The 24,781-nt window shown below is 53.0% G+C and carries 26 protein-coding genes; 14 read left to right on the forward strand and 12 right to left on the reverse strand.

Going from position 1 to position 24,781, the window contains the following annotated elements:
- Positions 1 to 312 precede the first annotated feature (312 nt).
- Both znuB and znuC read right to left on the reverse strand, forming a co-directional pair.
- Complete coding sequence (gene znuB, locus ACFL9S_RS23230; protein WP_405264232.1) at positions 313 to 1,098, reverse strand: zinc ABC transporter permease subunit ZnuB; 786 nt, start codon at positions 1,096 to 1,098, stop codon at positions 313 to 315.
- Positions 1,091 to 1,849, reverse strand: coding sequence for a zinc ABC transporter ATP-binding protein ZnuC (gene znuC / locus ACFL9S_RS23235; RefSeq protein WP_405264233.1), 759 nt, complete (start codon positions 1,847 to 1,849; stop codon positions 1,091 to 1,093). Before znuC ends, znuB begins: the two co-directional genes overlap by 8 nt.
- 77 nt (positions 1,850 to 1,926) lie before the next feature.
- Between znuC and znuA the strand changes: the two genes are divergently transcribed.
- The 3 genes from znuA to lpxM all read left to right on the forward strand — a co-directional run bounded on the left by znuA (position 1,927) and on the right by lpxM (position 5,333).
- Entirely contained in the window at positions 1,927 to 2,886 is a 960-nt protein-coding gene (znuA, locus tag ACFL9S_RS23240; RefSeq protein WP_405264234.1) for a zinc ABC transporter substrate-binding protein ZnuA, read from the forward strand.
- Positions 2,887 to 2,898: 12 nt separating this feature from the next.
- Entirely contained in the window at positions 2,899 to 4,224 is a 1,326-nt protein-coding gene (gene mepM / locus ACFL9S_RS23245) for a murein DD-endopeptidase MepM (protein WP_405264235.1), read from the forward strand.
- A 137-nt stretch (positions 4,225 to 4,361) separates the two neighbouring features.
- Positions 4,362 to 5,333: a lauroyl-Kdo(2)-lipid IV(A) myristoyltransferase gene (lpxM, locus tag ACFL9S_RS23250; protein ID WP_405264236.1), complete on the forward strand. Its 972-nt coding sequence runs from the start codon at positions 4,362 to 4,364 to the stop codon at positions 5,331 to 5,333.
- 43 nt (positions 5,334 to 5,376) lie between these two features.
- On the opposite strand, the gene ACFL9S_RS23255 is transcribed toward lpxM, so the two are convergent.
- The 3 genes from ACFL9S_RS23255 to ACFL9S_RS23265 all read right to left on the reverse strand — a co-directional run bounded on the left by ACFL9S_RS23255 (position 5,377) and on the right by ACFL9S_RS23265 (position 9,297).
- Positions 5,377 to 6,603 (reverse strand): MFS transporter, encoded by a 1,227-nt coding sequence (locus tag ACFL9S_RS23255; RefSeq protein ID WP_405264237.1) that lies wholly within the window; start codon positions 6,601 to 6,603, stop codon positions 5,377 to 5,379.
- 248 nt (positions 6,604 to 6,851) lie between these two features.
- Positions 6,852 to 8,294 carry a pyruvate kinase gene (gene pyk / locus ACFL9S_RS23260; RefSeq protein ID WP_405264239.1) on the reverse strand — a complete coding sequence of 481 codons (1,443 nt, stop codon included), beginning with the start codon at positions 8,292 to 8,294 and terminating at the stop codon, positions 6,852 to 6,854.
- A 130-nt stretch (positions 8,295 to 8,424) separates the two neighbouring features.
- Complete coding sequence (locus ACFL9S_RS23265) at positions 8,425 to 9,297, reverse strand: MurR/RpiR family transcriptional regulator (protein ID WP_405264240.1); 873 nt, start codon at positions 9,295 to 9,297, stop codon at positions 8,425 to 8,427.
- 385 nt (positions 9,298 to 9,682) lie between these two features.
- Between ACFL9S_RS23265 and zwf the strand changes: the two genes are divergently transcribed.
- Positions 9,683 to 11,158 (forward strand): glucose-6-phosphate dehydrogenase, encoded by a 1,476-nt coding sequence (gene zwf / locus ACFL9S_RS23270; RefSeq protein ID WP_405264241.1) that lies wholly within the window; start codon positions 9,683 to 9,685, stop codon positions 11,156 to 11,158.
- A gap of 223 nt (positions 11,159 to 11,381) precedes the next feature.
- A complete protein-coding gene (locus ACFL9S_RS23275; protein WP_405264242.1) occupies positions 11,382 to 12,020 on the forward strand; it encodes a bifunctional 4-hydroxy-2-oxoglutarate aldolase/2-dehydro-3-deoxy-phosphogluconate aldolase in 639 nt (212 codons plus the stop codon).
- A 46-nt stretch (positions 12,021 to 12,066) separates the two neighbouring features.
- Here the strand turns inward: ACFL9S_RS23275 and purT are convergent, their stop codons facing one another.
- Complete coding sequence (purT, locus tag ACFL9S_RS23280) at positions 12,067 to 13,245, reverse strand: formate-dependent phosphoribosylglycinamide formyltransferase (protein WP_405264243.1); 1,179 nt, start codon at positions 13,243 to 13,245, stop codon at positions 12,067 to 12,069.
- A gap of 138 nt (positions 13,246 to 13,383) precedes the next feature.
- Between purT and ACFL9S_RS23285 the strand changes: the two genes are divergently transcribed.
- Positions 13,384 to 13,680 (forward strand): YebG family protein, encoded by a 297-nt coding sequence (locus tag ACFL9S_RS23285; RefSeq protein WP_405264244.1) that lies wholly within the window; start codon positions 13,384 to 13,386, stop codon positions 13,678 to 13,680.
- Positions 13,681 to 13,834: 154 nt separating this feature from the next.
- Here the strand turns inward: ACFL9S_RS23285 and ACFL9S_RS23290 are convergent, their stop codons facing one another.
- Positions 13,835 to 14,662: a sugar phosphate isomerase/epimerase family protein gene (locus ACFL9S_RS23290; RefSeq protein WP_405264245.1), complete on the reverse strand. Its 828-nt coding sequence runs from the start codon at positions 14,660 to 14,662 to the stop codon at positions 13,835 to 13,837.
- A gap of 200 nt (positions 14,663 to 14,862) precedes the next feature.
- On the opposite strand from ACFL9S_RS23290, the gene ACFL9S_RS23295 reads away from it, so the two are divergent.
- Both ACFL9S_RS23295 and ACFL9S_RS23300 read left to right on the forward strand, forming a co-directional pair.
- Positions 14,863 to 15,516, forward strand: coding sequence for a tellurite resistance TerB family protein (locus tag ACFL9S_RS23295; RefSeq protein ID WP_405264246.1), 654 nt, complete (start codon positions 14,863 to 14,865; stop codon positions 15,514 to 15,516).
- A 150-nt stretch (positions 15,517 to 15,666) separates the two neighbouring features.
- Entirely contained in the window at positions 15,667 to 17,727 is a 2,061-nt protein-coding gene (locus ACFL9S_RS23300) for a S9 family peptidase (RefSeq protein WP_405264247.1), read from the forward strand.
- Here the strand turns inward: ACFL9S_RS23300 and exoX are convergent.
- The 3 genes from exoX to ACFL9S_RS23315 all read right to left on the reverse strand — a co-directional run bounded on the left by exoX (position 17,724) and on the right by ACFL9S_RS23315 (position 19,459).
- Positions 17,724 to 18,389 (reverse strand): exodeoxyribonuclease X, encoded by a 666-nt coding sequence (gene exoX / locus ACFL9S_RS23305; RefSeq protein ID WP_405264248.1) that lies wholly within the window; start codon positions 18,387 to 18,389, stop codon positions 17,724 to 17,726. The genes ACFL9S_RS23300 and exoX overlap by 4 nt on opposite strands.
- A gap of 12 nt (positions 18,390 to 18,401) precedes the next feature.
- A complete protein-coding gene (locus ACFL9S_RS23310) occupies positions 18,402 to 19,160 on the reverse strand; it encodes a carbon-nitrogen hydrolase family protein (protein WP_405264249.1) in 759 nt (252 codons plus the stop codon).
- Between the two features lie 68 nt (positions 19,161 to 19,228).
- On the reverse strand, positions 19,229 to 19,459 hold the full coding sequence (locus ACFL9S_RS23315; protein ID WP_405264250.1) for a DNA polymerase III subunit theta: 231 nt from the start codon (positions 19,457 to 19,459) through the stop codon (positions 19,229 to 19,231).
- A 166-nt stretch (positions 19,460 to 19,625) separates the two neighbouring features.
- Here ACFL9S_RS23315 and copC point away from each other — a divergent pair, with 166 nt between their 5' ends.
- From copC to ACFL9S_RS23345, 6 genes are all read left to right on the forward strand, one after another.
- Positions 19,626 to 19,988: a copper homeostasis periplasmic binding protein CopC gene (copC, locus tag ACFL9S_RS23320; RefSeq protein ID WP_405264251.1), complete on the forward strand. Its 363-nt coding sequence runs from the start codon at positions 19,626 to 19,628 to the stop codon at positions 19,986 to 19,988.
- Position 19,989: 1 nt separating this feature from the next.
- Positions 19,990 to 20,880 carry a copper homeostasis membrane protein CopD gene (copD, locus tag ACFL9S_RS23325; RefSeq protein ID WP_405264252.1) on the forward strand — a complete coding sequence of 297 codons (891 nt, stop codon included), beginning with the start codon at positions 19,990 to 19,992 and terminating at the stop codon, positions 20,878 to 20,880.
- Between the two features lie 62 nt (positions 20,881 to 20,942).
- On the forward strand, positions 20,943 to 21,281 hold the full coding sequence (locus ACFL9S_RS23330; protein ID WP_405264253.1) for a YebY family protein: 339 nt from the start codon (positions 20,943 to 20,945) through the stop codon (positions 21,279 to 21,281).
- A gap of 474 nt (positions 21,282 to 21,755) precedes the next feature.
- Positions 21,756 to 22,841 (forward strand): GTP pyrophosphokinase family protein, encoded by a 1,086-nt coding sequence (locus tag ACFL9S_RS23335; protein WP_405264254.1) that lies wholly within the window; start codon positions 21,756 to 21,758, stop codon positions 22,839 to 22,841.
- Positions 22,842 to 22,887: 46 nt separating this feature from the next.
- Positions 22,888 to 23,388, forward strand: a complete 501-nt coding sequence (locus tag ACFL9S_RS23340) for an SHOCT domain-containing protein (protein ID WP_405264255.1) — start codon at positions 22,888 to 22,890, stop codon at positions 23,386 to 23,388.
- 55 nt (positions 23,389 to 23,443) lie between these two features.
- Positions 23,444 to 23,806: a hypothetical protein gene (locus ACFL9S_RS23345; RefSeq protein WP_405264256.1), complete on the forward strand. Its 363-nt coding sequence runs from the start codon at positions 23,444 to 23,446 to the stop codon at positions 23,804 to 23,806.
- 54 nt (positions 23,807 to 23,860) lie between these two features.
- Here the strand turns inward: ACFL9S_RS23345 and nadS are convergent, their stop codons facing one another.
- Together nadS and ACFL9S_RS23355 are read right to left on the reverse strand one after the other, a co-directional pair.
- On the reverse strand, positions 23,861 to 24,145 hold the full coding sequence (nadS, locus tag ACFL9S_RS23350) for a NadS family protein (protein ID WP_405264257.1): 285 nt from the start codon (positions 24,143 to 24,145) through the stop codon (positions 23,861 to 23,863).
- A gap of 1 nt (position 24,146) precedes the next feature.
- Positions 24,147 to 24,479 (reverse strand): type II toxin-antitoxin system RelE/ParE family toxin, encoded by a 333-nt coding sequence (locus ACFL9S_RS23355; protein ID WP_405264258.1) that lies wholly within the window; start codon positions 24,477 to 24,479, stop codon positions 24,147 to 24,149.
- Positions 24,480 to 24,781: the final 302 nt, after the last annotated feature.

A 24,781-nucleotide genomic window follows, 5' to 3' on the forward strand; every position in this document is an offset into this window, starting at 1 on the left:
GGATGTCAGACGTGGGATCTTCCGATCTCACGGGCAGACCGAAAAAAAAGGTCCGCCCCTTCGCGCCCTGAGTTGTTTTCGGGTTGGGTGTTGACGTTGACCTGGGTCATCGAGCAGGCCAGCACCCCATGTCAGGTCCGTGTCATTGGCCGACCGGGAAAGCAGGTAGCTACAAGTCATGCAGGTCTTATTTTGTGGGGATTCATCAGAGGTCGCCCCCTAATGAGCCTGGCTGACCGTTCTTCGTGCGGTTTCTTTCTCGTGTAGCGGCTGACCCTCTTTTCTGGTCAGCCCGCTGTCACACATTCAACATCACACCGCCGGTTTCTTAACCATACTCAGCATAAACATCGCTGCGGCACCCAACACCACGGAAGGGCCGGCTGGCGTATCGTAGAAGGCCGAAAAGGTCAGACCTATCGTTACAGCCAGAATGCCAATGACCACTGCCAGAGCGGCCATCTGCTCCGGTGAGCGGGCAAAGCGGCGGGCGGTGGCGGCAGGAATTATCAGCAGTGAGGTGATGATCAACGCACCGACAAACTTCATCGCCACCCCAATCGTTAGCGCCGTAATCAGCATCAGGATCATTTTGGTTCGCTGGATATTGACGCCATCCACCTGCGCCAGCTCAGGGCTGATGGTGATTGACAGCAGGGCGCGCCATTGCCACGCCAGCAGCAACAGAACGACCGCCACGCCTGCCACAATTGTCCAGAGATCCGTTGGCGTAACGGCCAGCAGATCACCAAACAGATAAGCCATCAGATCCACACGCACGTCAGACATCAGGCTGACCACCACCATGCCAAGCGACAGCGCACTGTGCGCCATAATGCCCAGCAGGGTATCAATCGCCAGATGCGGACGACGCTCCAGCCACACCAGCACCAGCGACAGCAGCAGAGTGACTACGATCACCGCGTAAAACGGGCTGACGTTGAGCAGCAGACCAAAAGCCACGCCCAGCAATGAGGCATGCGCCAGCGTATCGCCAAAATAGGACATACGGCGCCAGACAACAAATGAACCTAATGGACCGGCTGCCAGCGCCAGCAATACGCCTGCTAACCAGCCGGGTAATAATAATTCAATCATGACGGCCGGTCCCTTTGCGCAGAATAATTCGTCCCTGGAGATCGTGACGATGGTTGTGATGGTGGCGATAAATCGCCAGCTGCTCTGCACCGCGTGGGCCGAACATCGAGATAAATTCAGGGTGTTTGGACACCGCTTCCGGTGTGCCCGAACAGCAGATATGGTGATTGAGGCACAATACCTCGTCGGTTTTCGCCATCACCAGATGGAGGTCATGGGAAACCATCAGCACGCCGCAGTTCAGCTCGCGGCGCAGCTGGTCGATGAGGTCATACAGTGCCACCTGGCCGTTGACGTCGACACCCTGCGTCGGTTCGTCGAGCACCAGCAGCTGTGGCTGATTGAGCAGTGCTCGCGCCAGCAGCACGCGCTGCATTTCACCACCAGACAGTTTTTGTAGCGGGTATTCCAGCAGATGAGCCGCCTGCACACGTTTCAGTGCGGGCAGAATATCGTCTGACTTTACCCCCGGGCGCAGACGCATAAAACGCGCCACGGTGAGGGGGAGGGTGACATCAAGATGGATTTTTTGCGGCACGTAGCCAATGCGCAGCTGTGCCGGGCGCAGCAGGGTGCCTGAGGTGGGGGCGATCAGCCCGAGCACCACACGCACCAGCGTTGATTTACCTGCGCCGTTCGGCCCGAGCAGGGTCAGAATACGGCCAGGTTGCAGCGCAAGTGACACATCGGACAGGACACGGCGCTGTCCAAAACTCACAGAAATATTTTCAAGGGCGATCAAAGATGACATGTCGATTACGGGTTGCAGAAATTTTCGAATGTTATAATATCACAATCCATCAGCTATTCACGATGGATTGAATCATTATGTTACATAAAAAAACACGTGCTTTATCAATGCTCGCAGGCCTGAGCATTGCCGCCTCGCTTGCGCTTCCTGCCCATGCCGACGTTGTTGCCTCTGTAAAACCGGTTGGATTTATCGCTGCTGCAATTGCTGATGGCGTCACGCCGGTGAATATTTTGCTGCCAGACGGTGCTTCGGAACATGATTATGCCTTGCGCCCCTCCGACATTAAACGCTTAAAAAGCGCGGATTTAGTGGTCTGGGTTGGCCCGGAAATGGAGGCGTTTATGACGAAGTCTGCCGCCAGTTTACCCGCACAAAAGAACATTGAAATGAGTGCGTTACCGGGCGTGAAAAGCTTGCTGCTGAAGGGCGGTGAAGACGAAGAAGAAGAAGAACATGAAGACCATGCGGGGCATTCGCATGAGGCTGCAGACAGCCATGATCACCATCATCATGGTGAGTATAATATGCATCTGTGGATGTCCCCGGAGATCTCAAAGCAAACGGCGATTGCAATCCACGGGAAATTGTTGGAACTTATGCCGCAAAGCAAGGACAAACTAGACGCAAACCTGCAGCACTTTGAGGCAGAATTGGCGTCAGCCGATGCGAAAATCAGTAATCAGTTGGCCCCGGTTAAAGGCAAAGGGTATTTCGTTTTTCATGATGCTTACACCTACTTTGAAAAACACTTCGGTCTGACCCCATTAGGTCACTTTACCGTCAACCCTGAAATCCAACCCGGCGCGCAGCGTTTACATCAAATACGAACACAGTTGGTTGAGCAAAAAGCAGCCTGCGTTTTTGCTGAACCACAATTCAGGCCAGCCGTGATTGAGGCCGTTGCCAGAGGGACCACCGTGCGTTCGGGCACACTGGATCCACTCGGGACGGACATCACCCCAGGTAAAGACAGCTATGTGACATTCCTCTCACAGTTGTCTAACCAGTATGTGAGCTGCCTGAAAGGAGAATAGAGGAACATTTAAGTGCAGCAGATATCGCGCGCTGTCGCCATAGCGTTTAATCATTTACCCCGGCCCCACCGCATTATGTTGGGGTCGCTTACCGTTGTTACGCTGGCCGTCACTTTGTGGCGGCCTTACGTTTATCATCCCGGTAACGAAAGCCCGATTGTTAAAACGGTCGAGCTGGAGAAAAATCAGCTACGGACCTTGCTTCCTGAAGCCAGTGAGCCGATAGATCAGGACACCCCGTCCCCGGCTGACGATGCACCGAAAGATGAAATCGACGAAGATGTACCGGATGAAAGCGGTACGCACGATTACGTTGTTTCAACCGGTGATACCCTCAGCAGTGTGCTAAACCAGTACGGCATTGATATGTCGGAAATCAACATGCTGGTGAAAAGCGATAAAGACCTGCGCAACCTGCAAGTCGGGCAGCAGCTCTCATGGTCGCTGAATGACAACGGTGATTTACAGCGCATTAGCTGGGAAGTGTCCCGTCGCGAAACGCGCACGTACGACCGCTCCGGTGACAGTTTCAAATCCTCTTCTGCGATTCAGAAGGGTGAGTGGCAGAACAGCGTAGTGAGCGGTGTGGTCAACGGTAGTTTTGTCAGCAGCGCCAGGAAAGCGGGGCTGTCCAGCAGTGAAATTAGTGCGGTGATTAAATCCCTGCAATGGCAGATGGATTTCCGCAAGCTGCGTAGCGGGGATAAGTTCTCCGTGCTGATGTCACGTGAAATGCTGGACGGTAAAAGCGAGCAGAGCGAACTGGCTGGCGTGCGCCTGAACAGTGGTGATAAAGATTACTACGCTATCCGTGGTGCAGACGGTAAGTTCTACGACCGTAACGGTTCCGGCCTGGCGCGTGGCTTTATGCGTTTCCCAACCGTGAAGCAGTACCGTGTGTCATCGAGCTTTAATCCGCGTCGTTTAAACCCGGTGACCGGGCGTGTTGCGCCACACAAAGGCGTGGACTTTGCTTTGCCGGTGGGGACGCCAGTGCTGGCTGTCGGTGATGGTGAAGTTATCGTTGCCAAACGCAGCGGTGGAGCGGGTAACTATGTTGCCGTTCGTCATGGACGTCAGTACATGACGCGCTATATGCACCTGAAGAAACTGCTGGTTAAGCCTGGCCAAAAAGTGAAACGTGGCGATCGCATCGCGCTTTCCGGTAACACCGGGCGTTCTACGGGGCCGCACCTGCACTTTGAAATCTGGATTAACAACCAGGCAGTGAACCCGTTGACGGCCAAACTCCCACGTATGGAAGGGCTGACCGGCAAAGACCGTCGCGATTACCTGGCGAAAGTTCGCGAAGTCGTGCCTCAACTTCGCTTCAAGTAACATACCGCTGCACATAAAAAAGCCGATGGTGGATGCCATCGGCTTTTTTTTAGCCTAAACAGACGCATTCACGGCAATAACTTTGCAAAATCGCCCGTCAGCACTATCATAAGCCCGTTATTGTTCGAGGCCAGTGCATGGAAAACAGAAAAAACAATCAAATTGAGTTCATTCCCACGTTTAACAAAAGTTTCTTATTGCCACGCTACTGGGGAAGTTGGCTGGGTGTTGGTGCGTTTGCCACTCTGACGTTGGTCACCCCACGTCTGCGTGACCCGTTACTGGGTGTATTAGGTCGTCTGGCAGGGAAATTTGCCCGCAGTGCGCGCCGTCGTGCGCAGATCAACCTGTTGTACTGTATGACCGATAAGACGGAGCAAGAGCGAGAAGCGATCATCGACGAGATGTTTGCCGTTGCCCCGCAGTCGATGGCAATGATGGCCGAACTGGCCCTGCGTCCGGAGAGCGCAAAGAAGCGCATTCGCTGGCACGGACGTGAGATTATCGAGGCTTTGCAGAATACCGGGCAGAATGTCATTTTCCTGGTACCACACGCCTGGGCGGTTGACCTGCCTGCGATGGTGCTGGCGTCTGAAGGGCAGCCGATGGCGGCGATGTTCCATAACCAGAGCAATCCGGTCATGGATTACGTCTGGAACCGGGTACGACGCCGTTTTGGTGGGCGTATGCATGCGCGTAACGACGGAATCAAACCCTTTGTGCTGTCTATTCGCCAGGGATACTGGGGGTATTACCTGCCGGATCAGGATCACGGTGCAGAGCAGAGTGAATTCGTCGATTTTTTCGATACTTACAAAGCTACTCTGCCAGCCGTAGGCCGTATGATGAAAGTCTGCCGGGCGAAAGTGGTACCGCTCTTCCCGGTTTATGACAGCAAACGCCATTGTCTGGATATTTATCTGCGTCCGCCGATGGACGATCTGCCGGATTCCGATGATGCTTCACAGGCTCGCCGCTTGAATAAAGAAGTGGAAGATTTTGTGCGCCCTCATCCTGAGCAGTACACCTGGATACTCAAGCTGCTGAAAACACGCAAGCCGGGCGAGAAAGAACCTTACGATCGCCAAGAGCTTTATCCAAAGAAGTGATGCTGGCAGGGGACAACGCGCTATGCTGTTGTCCCCTGACGTATCAGTTTAGTGACGAACGACGTTTCCATTCCCGCAGAAATGCCCGTACCAGCAGGAACCACACCAGGCCGCAGGCCAGGTTCGCCAGGCTGAAAGCGCGAGCGCCATCGCTAAAGTAAGCAAACTTCGCCAGCTCGATCCCCAACGCAAACACCAGAATACTCACCATACCGAGCATCGCGGCGACACTGCCTTTGCCTGCCTGGCTGGAAAACAGCGTCAGACGGTACAGACCTGCGTTCACCAGTCCGGTGCCAAAACCGTAGAGGCTTAGCCCGGCAGTCAGCCACAGATAGCTGTGCTTGTCGATAACGGAGGCCAGCGCAGCGATCCCAAGACCCAGCAGAATCGGCCAGGCTCCCAGGCGCAGTGGCTGATCGATGGGGACGCGAGAGGCCAGCCTGCCCAGCGTCAGGTTCCCGGCAATCATGGCGACGAACACGGGAAGCTGTAACAGCGCGTAATCCAGCCGTGTCAGCCCCTCATCGTGGATCAAAATCACCGGCGACAACGCTACCCAGGCCAGGCACGGGATCGTCACCAGGCCGATGGCCAGTGAACCACTCATCACCTGACGGTCTTTCAGCAGGGCCAGATATCCTCTGCCAAGGGAGGGCAGTGACAGAGACATCTGCTTATCACCCGCCGTTTCCGGCATCGTGCGCCACAGGCCCAGCAGAGCTATAGCCGTGACTGCGCCAAACAGCCAGAACATGGTACGCCAGCCGCCAATTTCCAGGAATGCGGCACCGGCCAGCGGCCCCGCAAGCGGAGCCAGCAGCGCAACGTTGGCCATTAACGCCATGATACGCACGCTAAGGGCTTCATCGAACGCTTCCTGTATCGCGGCATAACCCACTGCGCCAATGAAGCACAGGCTGATACCTTGCAGGAAACGCAGCAGAATAAATTGCTCAATGCTCAGCACCCAATGGGTTGCCATGCAGGTCATCATAAAGAAGGCGACACCGGCGAGCATTACCGGGCGACGACCCAGCTTGTCCGACAGGGGACCGAGCAACCACTGCAACACAATGCCGCCAATCAGATAGGCGGTCAGCGAAGCCGATACCCATTCCGGCCCGACGTTAAATTCCTGAGTGACCAGCAGCATCCCCGGCTGGATCATGTCATGGGCGATATAAGTCGCAAATTCGAACAGGACTAATGACAAGGGGAATATCAGGTGTCGACGGGTCAGGCTCGACAGTGGAACAAATGACGCCATTCTGGCTCCCTCCAGGGGGGGTTGTGTAATGCAGCAAATATGTCAGCTTTTGGAACCGCGCTAACGTAACGCATTCTCGCCCGATCACAATGCATAAATATGAAAGTGAGGGATGTGGCCATTCAACGGCATAACATGATGGAGAATAGAGGATTAATACGACGTTTACAGCGTCAGTCTAAGGCGAGCGGTGAAAGAGGTGGGCATGAAGTATATTGGGCCATGCGGCCCAATATTGTCAGTCGGTGTTACTCAACGCGCAGCACACGGCTGGTGTTGGTGGTTCCGATGGTGCTCATCACATCGCCCTGAGTGACGATAACCAGGTCACCTGACATCAGGAAGCCTTTCTCACGCAGCAGGTTGATGGCGTCATGTGCAGCGACAACACCGTCATTATTGCTGTCGAAGAAGATCGGCGTGACGCCGCGATACAGCGCGGTCAGATTCAACGTGCGCTCATGGCGTGACATGGCGAAAATCGGCAGACCTGAGGTGATGCGTGAGGTCATCAGTGCAGTCCGGCCCGACTCGGTCATGGTGATAATCGCCGTGACGCCTTGCAGATGGTTCGCTGCATACATCGCCGACATGGCAATGGCTTCTTCGATATTATCGAATTGCACATCAAGACGGTGTTTGGAGACGTTAATGCTAGGGATTTTCTCTGCGCCCAGGCAGACTTTCGCCATCGCTGAAACGGTTTCTGCCGGGTACTGGCCTGCTGCAGTTTCCGCCGACAGCATCACGGCATCGGTACCGTCGAGCACGGCGTTGGCTACGTCCATGACTTCTGCACGCGTCGGCATCGGGTTGGTGATCATCGACTCCATCATCTGGGTAGCGGTGATGACCGAACGGTTTAACTGACGCGCACGACGGATCAGCGCCTTCTGAATCCCTACCAGTTCCGGGTCACCAATTTCAACGCCCAGATCGCCCCTGGCAACCATCACCACATCAGAGGCAAGAATGATGTCATCCATGGCTTCCTGGCTGGCAACGGCTTCGGCACGTTCCACTTTGGAGACGATTTTTGCATCACAGCCCGCTTCGCGTGCCAGACGACGTGCATAGTGAAGATCTTCACCGCAGCGCGGGAAGGAAACGGCCAGGTAGTCGACGCCAATTTTGGCAGCAGTCAGAATATCGGCTTTGTCTTTTTCCGTCAGGGCTTCGGCTGACAAGCCACCACCCAGTTTGTTGATGCCTTTGTTGTTCGACAGTGGGCCGCCAACGGTCACTTCGGTGAAGACTTTCATTCCCTGGACTTCCAGCACCTTCAACTGTACGCGGCCATCATCAAGCAGCAGGATATCGCCCGGCACCACATCGGCAGGCAGGCCTTTGTAGTCAATGCCCACTTTTTCGCGGTCGCCTTCGCCTTTGCCCATGCTGGCATCCAGTAGGAAACGGTCCCCGATGTTCAGGAAGACTTTACCCTCTTTAAAGGTAGAAACGCGGATCTTTGGTCCCTGCAGGTCACCCAGAATCGCCACGTGACGGCCCAGTTTAGCGGCAATCTCGCGCACTTTGTCGGCGCGCAGTTGGTGATCTTCTGGCGTGCCATGTGAGAAGTTCAGACGAACGACATTGGCGCCAGCTGCGATGACTTTTTCAAGATTATTATCGCGATCGGTGGCGGGCCCCAGTGTAGTTACAATCTTGGTCCTTCTGAGACGTCTTGACATGTATGACTCCGTTGACTTTGTAGAGTGGTGTTGCAGGAGCAAGCACTACTTAGGCTGACTCTCTATTTATATGATATGGGCCGGATGAATTCGACCCAAACCGCTATCGCGTACTAAAAAAATCGGTGAACTACTGGCGTGTCAGAGAAGTAATGGGCATGTCTTTGTCAAATCGTGATTCTCTGAGCGCCTCTTTAACCCGTTTGAGATTGTCGCGGAACTTTGCGCCGCGACGCAGGGTGAAGCCGGTGGCCAGCACATCAATCAGCGTTAATTGTGCCAGGCGTGAAACCATCGGCATATAAATATCGGTATCCTCAGGAACATCCAGCGTCAGGGCCAGCGTTGCCTCGCGCGCCAGCGGCGATCCGGGGGAGGTGATCGCCAACACCGTGGCGTCGTTTTCTCGCGCTATTATCGCCAGTTCAACCATGCTTTTGGTGCGTCCGGTATGTGAGATAAGGACCATCACATCGCCCTCGCCACTGTTCATACAGCTCATGCGCTGCATCACAATATCATCGGAATAGATCACCGGCACATTGAAGCGAAAAAATTTATTCATCGCATCGTGTGCAACAGCGGCAGAAGCCCCCAGACCGAAGAAGGCGATTTTTTTTGACTGGGTCAGCAAATCGACGGCGCGGTTAACGGCACCGATATCCAGGCTTTGTTTGACCCGGTCCAGCCCGGCCATCGCTGACTCGAAAATTTTCCCCGAGTAAGACTCCACGCTGTCGTCTTGTTCAACGTTACGACTAACGTAGGGCGTACCATTTGCCAGGCTTTGTGCCAGCTGTAATTTGAAGTCCGGGAAACCTTTGGTTTTCAGCCGGTGACAAAAGCGATTCACTGTCGGTTCACTCACCCCTGCCGCCCGCGCCAGTAGGGCAATGCTTGAATGCATGGCCGTGGCGGGAGAATCGAGAATCACTTCGGCAACTTTTCGCTCTGATTTGCTCAAATTTTCCAGCTGTGCTTGAATTTTTTCCAGCATATTCATAGTGCTACCCGCTCATACATTCTGACGATTTTAATCAAAGGAGAAATCGATGTCATTTTTAGAGAATATACAATGCGCTACAGCCTCGGTGGCAGTAGCATAACGACATTAATTTACATTTTTTGCCAGAGTTTGAGCTGTGTCTGATTTTCAGAATTGTAATAACAGTAACAAAAATGACGAAAAATTACGCACAATCTGATGGTAGTCCTCTGAAGGTTGCCACTAAATTAAGCATTGATTGAATACATTGTGCCGCAGTGGCCTCCCCTTGTTTACGGGGAGCAGGCAAAAGCAGTACATTGTATTGAAACAAAATTACAATAAGAGTCTGTCCAACTACGGAATTTCAGGGACAGGCTAATCCTGCAACGAGGAGAATGAAATGGCGGTTACACAAACAGCCCAGGCATGCGATCTGGTCATTTTCGGTGCCAAAGGCGATCTTGCGCGCCGGAAACTGTTGCCCTCTCTGTATCAACTGGAAAAAGCCGGTCAGATCCATGAAGATTCACGCATTATCGGCGTTGGCCGTGCGGAATGGGATAAGGCGGCTTATACCAAAGTGGTGCGTGAGGCTCTGGAAACCTTTATGAAGGAGAAAATCGACGAAGTGCTGTGGGATAAACTCAGTAGCCGACTCGATTTCTGCAACCTGGATGTGGATGACAGCAGCCATTTCCCTCGTCTTGGGAAAATGCTCGACCAGAAAAAACGCGTCACCATTAACTATTTTGCTATGCCACCAAGCACCTTCGGCGCCATCTGTAAGGGGCTGGGTCAAGCGAAGTTGAATGCGCAACCTGCGCGCGTTGTGATGGAAAAACCGTTGGGTACGTCTCTGGCGACATCACGCGAGATTAACGACCAGGTGGGTGAATACTTCGAAGAGAACCAGGTGTTCCGTATTGACCACTATCTCGGTAAAGAGACGGTGCTCAACCTGCTGGCGCTGCGTTTTGCTAACTCCCTGTTTGCCTCAAACTGGGATAACCGCACCATCGATCACGTGCAGATCACCGTGGCCGAAGAAGTGGGTATCGAAGGCCGCTGGGGTTACTTCGATAAAGCGGGCCAGATGCGGGATATGATCCAGAACCACCTGTTGCAGGTGCTTACCATGGTCGCCATGTCGCCACCAGCCGATCTGTCCGCCGATCGCATCCGCGACGAAAAAGTGAAAGTTCTGCGCTCTCTGCGTCGCATCGATCACACCAACGTGCGTGAAAAAACCGTGCGCGGTCAGTACACCTCTGGCTTTGTACAGGGCAAAAAAGTCCCTGGCTATCTGGAAGAAGAGGGGGCGAACAAATCCAGCACCACGGAGAGCTTTGTCTCCATCCGCGTGGATATTGATGACTGGCGCTGGGCAGGTGTTCCGTTCTATTTGCGCACCGGCAAACGTCTGCCAACCAAGTGTTCTGAAGTGGTGGTGTATTTCAAAAACCCGGCACTGAACCTGTTTAAAGACACCTGGCAGGAACTGCCACAGAACAAACTGACTATTCGTTTGCAGCCGGATGAAGGTATGGATATTCAGATCCTGAACAAAGTGCCAGGACTGGATCACAAACATAACCTGCAAACCACCAAGCTGGATCTGAGCTTCTCAGAAACCTTCAATCAGTCGCATCTGGCGGATGCCTATGAGCGTCTGTTGCTGGAAACCATGCGCGGTATCCAGGCCCTGTTCGTGCGTCGTGACGAAGTTGAGGAAGCCTGGAAATGGGTCGACTCCATCATGGATGCCTGGTCTTCAGATAATGAAGCACCTAAGCCTTATCAGGCGGGAACATGGGGACCTGTGGCTTCTGTTGCCATGATCACCCGTGATGGTCGCTCGTGGAATGAATTCGAGTAATCTGCACTGACAGGTCAGGCCCGCTTCGGCGGGCTTTTTTATGGCCAAAATACGGATTCATAAAAAATGAACCTGCATTTTAAAAAATTAACGATCGCGTAGACGCTCGCGGTCCTTCTCCTGTATGGTAGATCGCATTATCACTTCCTGACGCCGCGAGCGTCACTTTTGCCTGCTACGATCCACCAGGACGGAAGGCAGGCCAGACAGGAGAACGTCGTTGATGAGTAACTGGAAAACAAGCGCTGAACAGATTCTGAAAACGGGCCCGGTTGTGCCGGTGATCGTGGTGAACAAGCTTGAGCATGCTGTTCCAATGGCAAAAGCATTGGTGGCAGGCGGTGTGCGCGTGCTGGAAGTGACGTTGCGCACGCCCTGCGCGATGGATGCCCTGAGGGCGATGGTGAGAGAAGTGCCTGAGGCAATTGTTGGCGCTGGCACCGTGCTGAACCCGCAGCAGTTAAAAGAAGTCACCGATGCGGGCGCGCAGTTTATCATCAGCCCTGGCCTGACAGAGCCGTTGCTCAGAGCGGCAGTCGACGGTTCTGTGCCGTTGATCCCCGGTATCAGCACCGTATCTGAATTGATGACCGGTCTTGATTATGGTCTGCGCGAGTTTAAATTCTTCCCGGCGGAAGCTAACGGCGGTGTGAAAGCCTTACAGGCGATTGGCGGGCCTTTCCCTCAGGTGCGTTTCTGCCCGACGGGCGGGATCTCGCCTGCTAACTACCGCGACTATCTGGCGCTGAAAAGCGTGCTGTGTATTGGTGGTTCGTGGCTGGTGCCCGCTGATGCGCTGGAAGCGGGGGATTACGACCGTATTACCCGCCTGGCGCAGGAAGCCGTGGCCGGGGCGCGATAAAACAACAAGGGGCGGAATTCCGCCCCTTGCATCATCAGCAGGTTTTTCAGCCGCTGACTTTTACACTGGCAGCGGCGTTGATGGCACGCTGTACCGCATCGTCGACGTCACTGCCTGTTGCCAGTGCCACGCCAAGACGACGTTTGCCCTGAATCTCTGGCTTACCGAACAGACGCAGTTGCAGCCCGGCACCCAGTGCGGCAGACAGGTTAGCAAACTGTACATTGTTACTGTCCAGCTCAGGCAGGATCACCGCTGACGCAGCCGGGCCGTACTGACGGATGCCGCCAATGGGCAGGCCGAGGAAAGCGCGCACATGCAGCGCGAACTCGGAGACGTCCTGAGAGATCAGCGTGACCATGCCGGTGTCGTGCGGGCGTGGCGACACTTCACTGAATACCACCTCATCACCGCAAACAAACAGCTCAACGCCAAACAGGCCGCGACCGCCAAGTGCATTCACTACTTTTTCAGCAATATCCTGCGCACGTTTCAACGCCAGCTCGCTCATCTGCTGTGGCTGCCAGGATTCACGGTAGTCACCCTCTTCCTGACGATGCCCGATAGGCGCGCAGAAGTGGATGCCGTCGACGGCATTGATGGTCAGCAGGGTAATTTCGAAATCAAACTTCACCACGCCTTCCACGATCACCCGGCCGGCACCGGCGCGGCCACCCTGTTGTGCATATTCCCAGGCAGCATCCAGCTGTGCCGCTTCGCGGATAAAACTCTGTCCTTTACCGGAAGAACTCATCACGGGTTTGACGATGCACGGGAAACCAATCTCATCGGCGGCCGCCAGGAAAGCCTCGCGGCTGTCGGCAAAGCGGTAGGTGGAGGTGGGCAGCGCCAGATCTTCTGCGGCAAGGCGGCGGATGCCTTCACGGTTCATGGTCAGCTTCGCGGCACGTGCGGTGGGCACCACGTGCTGCCCCTGTTTTTCCAGTTCGATCAGCATATCGGTGGCGATCGCTTCGATTTCCGGCACCACGAAGTCCGGCTTTTCCTGGGCGACCAGTGCGGCCAGGGCAGCGCCATCCAGCATATTGATCACATGGCTGCGGTGGGCAACGTGCATCGCGGGGGCATCGGCATAGCGATCCACGGCGATCACTTCCACACCCAGACGCTGGCATTCGAGCGCCACTTCTTTGCCCAGTTCACCTGATCCCAACAGCATTACACGGGTTGCATTAGGGCGCAGCGCAGTTCCAAGAGTTGTCATAATCTCTACCTGAATGGATTGAAAAAAACGCGCGAAGTATAAACGAAAACGTTTGCGTAATCATCCGCACTTTGCGCTTGAGTGAAAAAAGCGACGCTGCTACACTGTATAAAAATACAGTTAAACAGGACGGAAATCATGGCTGTTGAAATCAAATACGTTGTCGTCAGAAAAGGTGAGGAAAAGATGACATTTGCCAGCAAGAAAGAAGCCGATGCTTACGACAAAATGCTCGACCTGGCGGAAGTCTTTGCCGACTGGCTGACCGCCAGCCCACTGGAAATGGAAGAGCAGCAGGGTGAAGCGCTGGGGCTGTTTATGGCAGAAAACAGAGATGCTCTGCAACAGATCCTCCGTACCGGCAAACTGCCTGAAGAGAGCAACGCGGCTGATGACAGCGACGCCTCTGATGACGGTAAGCTGCGCGCGGTATAACCCGCCGTAATGGCTGACCATCGGCGCGGTTCGACCGGAAAAAAGGTCGAACCCTACGTGGCGTATGCCGACTTTACGTGTAGTGGCCGACCCTCTTTTTCGGTCGGCCAGCAGCTCAGTCTTTCAGATCATCCTGTTTCGGTCGGCCAGCAGCTCAGCCTTGCAAACCATCCAGCACATGGCTCAATGATGCCATCGCTGCCTGTGCCGTTTCATACGGGTCATCCGCATGGCGTTGATCGTTAAACACTTCCAGGCCAATTGGCCCCTCGTAGTCAATCTGCTGTAAATGCGCTAACAGCGCCTTCAGTGGATAATGCCCCTCACCCGGTAACAGTCGGTGATGCCGGGCAGTATCGACCAGATGCTGTGCATCCGGCTGCTCATGCAGATCGGACAGCTGCACCAGGAAAATCTTTTCTGCCGGAATGCCAGCCAGATCTGCCAGTGTTCTCTGGCGCACAAAAATATGAAACGCATCCACCACCAGCCCAAGGTTGGGTGCGTCAATCTGCTGGATAAGCTGCCACGCCTGAGCGGTATTATTGATATGCTGGCTCCAGGCCATTGCTTCATAGGCCACGCGCAGGCCACGATCCGCTGCCTGCTGCACCAGCCAGCGGAGATCCGCTTCGATGCGTTCCGCGCAGCAGTGCGGATGCGTGGAAGCAGGCACCAGCAGCGTTGATGCGCCAAGGCGTTGCGCCGTTGCCATCATCTGCAAGGCTTCATGGCGTTTATCCTCACGAAGGCTCTCTGGCGCGCCATCAAAATCGAGCAGCACCTGGTAATCTGTCAGCCCCAGCGAAAGCTGCTGGCAGAGATCGGCCAGTGCGTCGGCACCGCCCATCGCAGTGCTCACATCCTGCTGCCATAACTCAACCTGGCTGAAACCTGCTGCCGCTGCCGCGTGCAGTTTCTTTTCGCTGCTGCCACCGAGCAGGATGGTATTGATAAACAAGGGGTTCGCTGAAAATGCCATTCGTATCGATTCTCCTCTGCATGACGTTCTTTTCAGGGTAGAAGCAACCAACTCATCCAACAACGTATCCGCGACTGACCGCATGATATCTGTTCATAGCGCGCAGGTAAGAATGGGAAATTTTACAGCCTTTTCACCGTTTGACGTTTCCTGACGTGGGCTGCTCTATTGTGGTGTTTTCGGGTAATGAAGGACTGACTATGAGCAACTGGCTGCAACAGATTCAGACGGTATTAGGCAAGACAGGCATCTCCTCCTCTGGTGGAGAAGGGCTGAGCAAAATGCTGGCTCCCGGTGCACTCGGTGGCCTGGCGGGGTTGCTGATTGCCAGTAAATCTTCCCGCAGTCTGTTGATGAAGTACGGTAAGAATGCTGTGATTATCGGCGGCGGCGCAGCGGCGGGTGCGCTGTTGTGGAATAAATATAAACAGCGCGTCAGTGAAACTCATCAGGATCAGCCTGAATTCGGCCAGCAAAGCTCCCCGGTTGACCGTCGCGCCGAGCGTTTGATTGAAGCGCTGGTGTTTGCGGCTAAAAGTGACGGGCATATCGACAGCGATGAACGCAAAGCCATTGACGAACATATCCGCCAGTCTGGTTTAGGCACGCAGGGCGAGCAGCTGGTGCAGCGAGCCATTGACTCTCCGCTTGACCCGCAGAAGCTGGCGGCTGATGTGAAAAATGAAGAAGAAGCGCTGGAGGTCTATTTCCTCAGCAACCTGGTGATCGATGTTGACCACTTTATGGAGCGTAGCTACTTGCAGGCGCTGGGTGATGCCTTAAAAATTCCACAGGACGTGCGTCAGTCGATTGAAACCGACATTCGCGCGGAGAAACAGAAGCTGCCTGCCTGATCGCGCTATCCCCTCCAACCCTGCGCGGGTGAACACCTTCACCCGCGCAAAAAAATCCCCTGAAAAGCACGATGTTGCAGTGATAACGGCTTGTGAATCAGTCAGGTTGCTGCCAACCTTACACACAGGCACAGCAACTGCGAAGAGACTATGACACCTCCTAAAGCGAATAAAATTCCCCATCAGATGACGCTGCACGGCGATACCCGCATCGATAACTATTACTGGCTGCGCGACGACGAGCGCGAAGCGCCGGACGTCCTTGCGTATCTGCGTGCTGAGAACGACTACTGTCAGCAGCAGCTGTTACCGCAGCAGGCCTTACAGGCGGAGCTGTTGCAGGAGATCATCGACCGCATTCCGGCACGTGACTCCTCGGTGCCTTATGTGAAGCGGGGGTATCGCTATCAGAGCCGCTATGAAGAGGGCAATGAGTACACGATTTATGCCCGTCAGCCAGCCGACACGCAGACACCAGAACACTGGGATACGCTGCTGGATGGTAATCAGCGTGCTGCTGACCATGAGTTTTACACCCTGGGCGGTGTGGCGATTAGCCCGGATAACCAGAAAATGGCCGTGGCAGAGGACTTCCTCTCGCGCCGGGTGTACGGCATTCGCCTGTGCAATCTGGAAACCGGCGAGTGGTACCCGGAAGTACTGGAAGGCGTCTCCTCCGGCATGACGTGGGCCAGTGATTCGCAAACCCTCTACTATGTGCTGAAAGATAAGAAGACGTTGCTGCCGTATCAGGTGTGGCGCCATACGCTGGGCACGCCACAGCAGCAGGATCAGCTGGTGTATGAAGAGGAAGATGACACCTTCTACGTCAGCGTTTACAAAACCACGTCGGAAGAGTATGTGGCGATTGCCCTCGGTAGCAGCACCACCAGTGAGATCCTGCTGCTGGATGCCGCTAAGGCCGATGCTCAGCCCCAGCTGTTTTCTGCTCGCCGTAAAGATCATGAGTACAGCGTGGACCATTATCAGGGGCAATTTTATGTTCGCTCCAACCGGGACGGCAAAAACTTTGGGCTGTACCGCAGTGACAGCGTGGACGAGCAGCAGTGGCAGCCGCTGATTGCCCCACGGGATACTGTCGTGCTGGAAGGCTATACGCTGTTCCGCGACTGGCTGGTGGTGGAAGAGCGCCAGCAGGGGCTGACCAGCCTGCGCCAGATAAACTGGCAAAGCGGTGAAAGTACCAGCATCGCCTTCGACGATCCGGCCTATGTGACCTGGATTGGTCATAACCCGACGCCGGACAGTAGCAAAGTGCGTTATGGCTACTCATCGATGACCACGCCGGATACGCTGTTTGAGCTGGACCTTAATACCGGCGAGCGTGAAGTCCTTAAGCAGACCGAGGTGAAAGGGTTTGATGCCGCTTGTTATCGCAGCGAGCGTCAGTGGATCACGATGCGTGATGGCGTCGAGGTGCCGGTTTCACTGGTATACAGAATAGACAGCTACCAGCCGGGAACCAATCCGTTACTGGTTTATGGTTATGGTTCTTACGGCAGCAGCATGGATGCGGATTTTAGCGCCAGTCGCCTTAGTCTGTTGGATCGCGGGTTTATCTTTGCCCTGACGCATATTCGCGGCGGTGGTGAGATGGGCCAGCAGTGGTATGACGATGGACGTCTGCTGAATAAAATGAATACCTTCCATGACTTTATCGATATCACCGATGCGCTGGTGGAGAAAAAGTATGGTGATGCGGAAAAACTCTATGCAATGGGCGGCAGCGCGGGTGGGTTGCTGATGGGCACGGTGATTAATATGGTCCCTGAGCGTTTCCACGGTGTGGTCGCGCAGGTGCCGTTCGTTGATGTGGTGACAACGATGCTGGATGAAACTATTCCACTCACCACTGGCGAGTATGACGAATGGGGCAATCCGAACGAGGAGTCGTATTATCACTACATCAAGCAGTACAGCCCGTATGACAATATTGCGGCGCAGGATTATCCGCATCTGTTGATCACCACCGGACTGCACGACTCCCAGGTTCAGTACTGGGAACCGGCAAAATGGGTAGCGAAACTGCGTGAGCTGAAGACCGATAATCATCTGCTGCTGTTGCAGACGGATATGGACTCCGGTCATGGCGGGAAGTCAGGCCGCTTTAAAGCGTATGAAAGTGTGGCACTGGAGTACGCATTTCTTATCGGACTGTCCAGCGGGCTGCTAACATCCCCAGCGGCTTAATCCACCGCACTCAACGCCCGCTGCATGGCACTGCGTAAGTCGGGTTTCAGGTCCGTGATATTTTTAAGCATCCACTTTAAATATCCCGGATCTGTTTTCGCCACATCATCCACTTTCTGGCCGCGATATTTGCCGAACGGGAAGGTATTGAACGAACCCTGCACCTGCATCCGGCGGATCATCTCTGGCGCATCCCAGCCGCTGAACGACATAATACGGATCAGCAGCGCCGCCGTGACGTAGCAGTCATATAACGCGCGGTGGGCATGTAAATTTGCAGGCGGCGTCACCTCAAGCTGTAATGACTCGCGCAGCGCCTGGTTGCTGTATTTCAGGCCCGGCCACAGGCGGCGTGACAGTGCCATCGTGCAGATCCACTCACCGGGCATCTCCGGCAGCATACGGCGGTCAAAGCTGGCATTGTGTGCCACATAATAAGGGCTGCCGTGATAGCGGCCGATCGCCTGCTCAATGGTGGGTTTTCCACGCACCATGACTTCGGTAATTTTATGGATTGCCATCGCCTGAGGGCTGATAGGACGGTCGGGTGAGATCAGATCGCTCATCGGATTGACGATCTGTCCATCAATCACATCCACCGATGCCACTTCGACAATACCCCCCTGCAGGCCACAGGTTTCCGTGTCTATAACGCGTAACATAGCTTCTCCCGTTTACAGAACTGACGGGCAGGGTAACGAATGCGTCTCTCCTTGCCAATGATTACCGTTGCGACGCGCAATAATCAGCTGTTCTCCTTCGTCACCACGTATCACCTGACGTCCGGTCTGGTCCCAGAAGGCGCTTTTCCCGGCACACTGGAAGCCGCCCGTGGGCCAGGCATGGTTCGCCATGACCACCGCCATTTGATAGTCGCGCGACCAGCGTGCGAGGTAGTTGCAGTCGGTTTCATATCCCTGCTCGGAAACCAGCACGCTGGTGGCATAGAGGTCAGCCCCACGAACGGAAGCATCACGGGCAAAGGTTTCCACGCTGATATCGGCACAAATGGCCAACGCCACCTGATGATGCTGATAACCAAACATCGGCACCGTACTACCTGCTGTGAAAATCTCTTTTTCCTGACCATACAGATGGCGCTTACTGTAGGCGATGCGCGTACCGTCCGGCAGGAAGGTCAGTGCGGAAAGGTACACATGATCGTCGACGTGTAACGGCAGGCCGATGCTGATGCCCATCTGGTGTTGCTGCGCCGCGCGGGCAAAAGGCTGCAGTCGCTCGTCATCCAGCGAAAGCGCCAGCTCCGCCATCAGCGGAAGCTCATAGCCGGTCAGGGAGAGTTCAGGGAACATCAGCAGGTCAACGTGTAATAACGCGGCCTGCTGGATGAATTCGAGGTGATGTTGAATATTCCAGACGATATCGCCCGGACGAGAACCTGACTGTGCTGCCGAGATAGTCCAGCTGGACATAAAAAAGCCACCGTGAAGAGTAAGGTAAGGCTTTTATCTCAACCGAAGCGGGAACAAAAAACAAGTCACTATTTTTGCTTAGGTTCGTACGGCAGACGGGAGAGTGACAGAGATGCCTGGCGGTAGTGAGTCAAACGCTCACGGAACCACTCCTGCAGCGCTTGAGGTTGCTCACGCAGCACCATTTCGGCAATCACCGGCATGTTATAACGCTCTTTAAACGCCACTCCGGCAGCGGCCAGATCAACGTTGATTTTGTCTTTTTCAATCTGCGGCAATGTGGCCAGATTGTAGCTCATGGTATTTCCCTCCTGATGTGTGGCAGAAAATAATGCAGAAGGCACGGATTAGCAAGTCTGACGGCTAATTGATAGTCGCTATCACCTCGACACCCGTTTTTAAGCGGGGTATTCTTTCGCCCTCAGGCAGCAAGGTGCTGCGATTTGCTAAGGATCATTGCGACATATGCGACATTTCTTCAGGGTTTCCGGCTTCTTACTGGCCGCACTGTTTACCCAACAGGTTTCCGCTCATGCCCACCTTAAAAGCCAGTATACCGCGGTTAACCCGGCCGGTAGCGAATGGCCTGAGTCACTGACCATCTCCTTCAGCGAGGATATCGAGCCTGCTTTCAGCGGCGTGGACGTCAGCCGTACCGACAACAAGCCGGTCGAGCAGACTAAAGCCGCCCTTGACCCGAAACAGCACAATACCTTGCGGGTACAGTTTAAGCAGCCGCTGAGCAGTGGTGAATACAAGGTGACCTGGCATGTGCTGTCCGTAGACGGCCATAAGACCAAAGGGAACTACACCTTCAGCGTGAAGTGATATGTCACTCACCAGCTTCTATATTCTGTGCCGCTGGCTGCATTTCTGCGCACTGATGTCGCTGGTCGGGGCCGGGGTTACCACCACGTTGCTGGCTCCGGCGCGCTATCGTGCCGATCTTACCCGGCGGCTGATGCCATTAATCCGGGTGAGTACCTGGCTGACGCTGCTGAGTGCGGTACTGCTGCTCGCCGCACAGACCGGACAGATGGGTGACGGCTGGCAGGATACGCTTGAGGGCGATATCTGGCTGGCGGTGCTGCAAACGCAGTTTGGCCGCGTCTGGCAGTGGCAACTGGTGCTGGCCGTATTGTGTTGTCTGGTGCTGGTCTTCCCCAGGACTCTGCCTGGACAGTTGCGTCAGCAAACGGTGCTGCTGTTAGCCCTGTTGCAGCTCAGCGGGCTGGCGTTTACCGGACATGCAGCGATGCTGGATGGCTGGAGCGGTGTTTTCCAGCGTGCTAACCAGATAGTGCATCTGCTGAGCGCGGCATTCTGGGCGGGTGGCCTGTTACCGGTTGTGTACCTGATGCGCGAAGCGCGTGGTCCGCAGCATCGTTACGATGCCATTGGCGCCATGATGCGCTTTTCGCGCTACGGCCATCTGGCCGTGATGCTGGTGGTGGTCAGCGGGGTGATCAATGCGTTGCTGCTACTGGGCTGGCCGCCTGCCAGTTTCCACCTTTACAGCCAGCTGCTGGTGCTGAAAACCTTGCTGGTTGGCGTGATGATGGGCATTGCTCTGTTTAACCGCTACTGGCTGGTGCCGCGTTTTCAACACAGTGGGGCAGGGGCGCAGCAGCAGTTTATCACCAGCACGCTGGTGGAAATCGCGCTGGCGGCGGCGGTACTGCTGGTGGTGGGCATTTTTGCCACACTGGAACCTGCCTGATCGACACCCTTATACGCTTATCCCGATTCAGTTTATGTTTTATCGTTTGAGGTACTAACAAGATGAAAAAGTTGGCATTATTTTGCGTCGCACTCGGCCTCAGCAGCAGTGCAATGGCTGGCATCGAAACCGTGAGCCGTTTCGATATGGGCAAAGAGAACTGGCCGTTTGTGCGTGAAGAGATGATGTTAAGCTGTGAAAAAGGCAACGTGTTGCTCGCCATTAATGATGGCACGCTGGTGCAGTATCCGCTGAACGACGCCGCAGAAGCCAAAGTCAAAGCGGGCCAGATTAAGGCCGGATTCCCGATCGATAAGATCCTGGCTGACGACCCGGCAAATCCAGGTCAGAAGAAGAGCCTGGCCCCGATTATCGCGCGCGCCGAAAAGCTCTGTAACTGATCGCACCACGCTGGCGCACGCCCCTCTGTGCGTCAGTTCGTTTCCATTCCACTCTCGCTGAAAAGCGCAGCCAGACTGTTTCTGCTGCCGCGATCACAATGCTAACAATCAGTTATAACGTTGTTTACAACTGGCTGGAAAACCCCCACAACTGGACTATCTTTTAAGAGCAAGGCGAATCGCCTGCAATAATGCCAACTTTTAGCGCAAGGCTCCTAAAAGAGCCATTTCCCTGGACCAAAGACAGGACTCGTCTTTGGTCTTTTTTTGTTTGTGGATTGTAGGGCAGTGCGTTGGTGTAACACTGCAGATGTCATCACCCAGGTTGATGAAAGCAATGCTGCCAATGCGAAGCTAGACGTCGAATAATTTTTTGCTCATGAAAATACATTAATAACTTTATTCTGTGTGCGATATCATTTACAGTTCTGGAGTGCTTCAATAAGATAACTTATTTGTATGGATCTGTGCGCAATGGACAAAATACTCCAAGAATTTGATGATAAAAAACAGACGTTTGAGTCCTTTTCAAAAATATTAAAATCCCTTGTAGAGAGCTTGTTAGTCAGCGAAGGAATATCCGTTCACTCTATTTCCTGCAGAGTAAAAGATAAAGGCAGCTTAAGAAAAAAAATCATCAAAAAGCAACGCTATGAAAAGATTTCAGATATCACTGACATTGTAGGGGTAAGAATAATTACTCATTATTCTGATGAGGTCGATAAAGTTGCATCAATAATAGAGTCTGAATTCGATATTGATGAAAGCAATTCCATTGACAAGAGGAAGACGCTTGAACCTGATAGGTTTGGCTACCTTTCGTTACATTATGTGGCCTCTCTTAGAGAAGACAGATGTAAATTAAAAGAATATCTTTTATTTAAAGGCATGAAAGCTGAGTTTCAGGTTAGATCAATTCTGCAACATACTTGGGCAGAAATAGAACATGACATAGGGTATAAATCGTCTAAGGAAGTACCCAACCATATCAGAAGGCAATTTTCTCAGTTAGCAGGCCTGCTTGAGATTGCGGACACTCAATTTATTGCCATCAAAGAGTCACTACAAAGTTATAAAGAAGACTCAGCGGCTAAAATTGAATATATTGCAGATGATGTTACCATCGACAAAATTACGCTCACTGAGTATTTCAAAAAGTCAAAAACAATAAATGAAATAAAAGAAACATTGCGTAGTCAACTAAAAGTAGAGTTAACCGATGATTTTTCTGTTGGGTTTAATTACCTTGTAGAAGCGCTGGCTTATTTAAAGATAGAGTCAATTGGCAGGTTAAATAAAGAACTGGAAGGGTTAAAGGATCTGACAATAAAAAGAATTAGTGATTTTTCTAACGCATTATCTCAGGGGGAAGAACATGTTGTTTCGCTCCCACCATTAGTGTTGATTACGGCTCTTTCTCAAGTAATAGCAGCCAAAGATGGTGATTTAGAGTCAGTGATAAAGTTCTTAAGTAGAGATAAAACACAATTTCCAAATGTAAATATACACGCCATTTCTGAGTATTTAGTGTCGAATTATTCTTTGAATAAAAGCGTATAATTACTTTTGGTACATTCAGCACAGCATATAATCATTGAGGGAAAAAATGAAAACAAATAAACATGTTGAGAACTTTAACAAAAAGCACCTTCAGAGCGGGGAAACTGCTGTAGCCTGGGCTGAAGGTTATATCGGTAGCGTTATGGGGAAAGGGAAAGACACACAGCATAATGGTGCGCTTATCGTTACTGATGTAAGAGTCGCCTTTTATCGAAAGGGGCTTTTGGGAGAAGTAATAGAGAATATCCCCCTAAAGTCAATAACCTCCATAGAGAGGAAATCCATACTTGGCCATAGATCAATAAAAATGCATACCAGCCATGATGACCTGGAATTTAAAACTTACAGCAAGGAAGGGGAGATTGCTGTCATTGACGCAATTGAAGCCGGAAGACAACTAAGTGGAAAGCCAACGGCTTCGCAAACTGCCTCTGCAACTGTAGATCCTTACGAACAACTAAAAAAACTTGCTGATTTAAAAGACGCTGGAATCCTATCCGAAGAAGAGTTTCAGGATAAAAAGACAAAAATAATGGCATTAATTTAAAATAACAATCAGCCAGCAAATGATTACAGACATGATTGAATGAATTTATTCAATCATGTCTTACGGTAAAGACATTGATTGTATCAGCACGCAGTATGGCGTTAAGCTGCCACGGGTTCCGATGCCCGATATCAATAAATCACATGTACAAAAGGGTGTTGCGATGGGAACCATGTTGGGGCTGCTGGGGTTGGTGTTGGGTGCATGGGCGGTACGCACTATCTGTATGAAGCCGATCGGCAATGTGAAAAAGACGATCCTTGCGGTGATTGCCGGGCTGTTTTTTCTCTCGGCAGGGGGAATTGGGGGCACGGAAGAGGACAAAATCCCTTATGTGATTGTTGCGATGCTGGTTGGTGCTGCGGTGGTGTGGTACGGAAATCGTGTCTATAAAGAAGATGCCGCCAACGAAGAGTAAAGCCAGCACGCTTGCCCCCGGAGATAACGTAGCAGGGAGGAGTTATCCTCCCAACTAACAGGCCGCTAATACATGAAACAGGGCAGGATTAGCCTGAATGGCGGCCAGAACCTTTGCGGCCAGACCTGTAGGGTGGCGTCTTTTGGCTTCCCAGCTTTTAATGGTATCAACGCTGGTTCCCAGCCCCTTTGCCATTTCTCCCTGCGAAAGATTCAGCTGCTCGCGAATTGCCCTCACATCGGCAATATCATAGCGGGTTGAACGGGCAGGCGTCTTAGCGCCACTTTTGATCTCGACGGCTTCTTCAAGGGATGTTTTCAGATCGTCAAAGAAAGTCATATCACACCTCATTTTTGAGTTGTTGAGTCAGTCTCTTGAGCGCCGACTTTTCAGCATCCGTCAGACTGTCTTTAATATTTTTTGGGTAAGCCATCACCAGCCAGACCACTTCATCGGTCGCCAGGAAGTAAATGACCCGGACACCCCCGCTTTTTCCCTTAGATCCTGTTGCCATCCTGATCTTTCGCAGGCCCCCGGTTTTCTGTATCAGATCGCCTTTGTTGGGGAAGGCAATAAGCTCACGTTGTAACTCTTTTAACTCATCATCCGTTGCGAGTTGCGTTATCTGGCGCGTAAATAATGAGGTTTCAATAAACTCCAGTGCATATTCCACTGACACTATTCCTTGTGGCGTAGAGATTACCTCAATAAGTGTACTGTGTACACCTTGGTGAGGTTCATTTATCCTGGTAGATACTGCGTAAGAAGGCTTCAGTACGGTAAGAGCGCAATGATGATGAGAGGATTGCAATAAGCACCCGTCGCTAAAATACGACAGCCCTTACTGCATTGCTAATGTCGAACATGCGAAATGCGTGGCGTCTCGTAAAGAGGGCAGAATAAAAAACGGGGCCTGTATTGAACTGAACCCCAAAACCTGGACGGTTTAGTTAACAAGTCGCCTGATACTCAGTC

It is taken from the genome of Erwinia sp. AnSW2-5 (assembly GCF_045107195.1).
In the GTDB taxonomy this organism is placed as follows: Bacteria; Pseudomonadota; Gammaproteobacteria; order Enterobacterales; family Enterobacteriaceae; genus Erwinia.